The sequence below is a fragment of the Actinoplanes sp. ATCC 53533 genome, assembly GCF_003947245.1.
The window spans coordinates 1-652 of record NZ_QHHV01000649.1 but is presented as its reverse complement, the minus strand read 5'-3'; the positions used below and the strand labels follow the sequence as shown (position 1 = coordinate 652).

Here is a 652-nt window from a genome sequence, read left to right as displayed (position 1 = left end):
AAGTACTGCTTCATAGCATCAGAATCCCAGCTCGAAGGTCAGGTCTCCGGCATCGACCGGCGGCGGGACGTTCGCGTCCGACCACATGTCCTTCGAGATCTGGCCCGCCAGCGCTGCCGGGATCTCCCCGGAGGCTTTGTCACCGAGGCGGGTGATCTCGAAGAACGGGTGCTCGGCCTTGTTGACCCAGAAGCTCTCCGGGGTGTGGAACTGCAACTCGAACAGCGCGCCGGTCTGCGGGTCCCGCCAGGTCAGGTTGATGCCCTTGTACAGCCGCTTGGACTGCGGCGACCAGTCGTTCTTGGCCTCGACCAGCTCGAACCTCTTCTGTTTCATCTCCCGGACCGCCGCCTGGACGCCGGCGACGTAATCCTTCGTCTCGAACACCGCGGTGTACCGGATGTTGTCGCGGGCCCTGGCGAGCAGTTCCGCCGCCCGGCTCTCATCGCCCTTCAGGTCGCCGTACAGCTTGCGTTTGAGGGAGTCCGCGTCCTTGAGCCGATAGGACCAGCCCTCCCGGCTCGCACCGGGCCACGCCTCGATCATCGCCTTCATCCGCGGCGACAGCTTGTCCGCGTCGAACCACGCGTCCGCCACGGCCTGGTCCGCGAGCTGGTTGGCCTGCTTGGAGAGCTTGAGGTCGACCCCGTTC

Annotated in this window: 1 protein-coding gene; it reads right to left on the bottom strand. The window is 65.5% G+C overall.

Going from position 1 to position 652, the window contains the following annotated elements:
- Positions 1-18 precede the first annotated feature (18 nt).
- Positions 19-652, bottom strand: a 634-nt coding sequence (locus DMB66_RS62320) for a hypothetical protein (RefSeq protein ID WP_199753338.1), incomplete at its 5' end; no start/stop codon positions are given.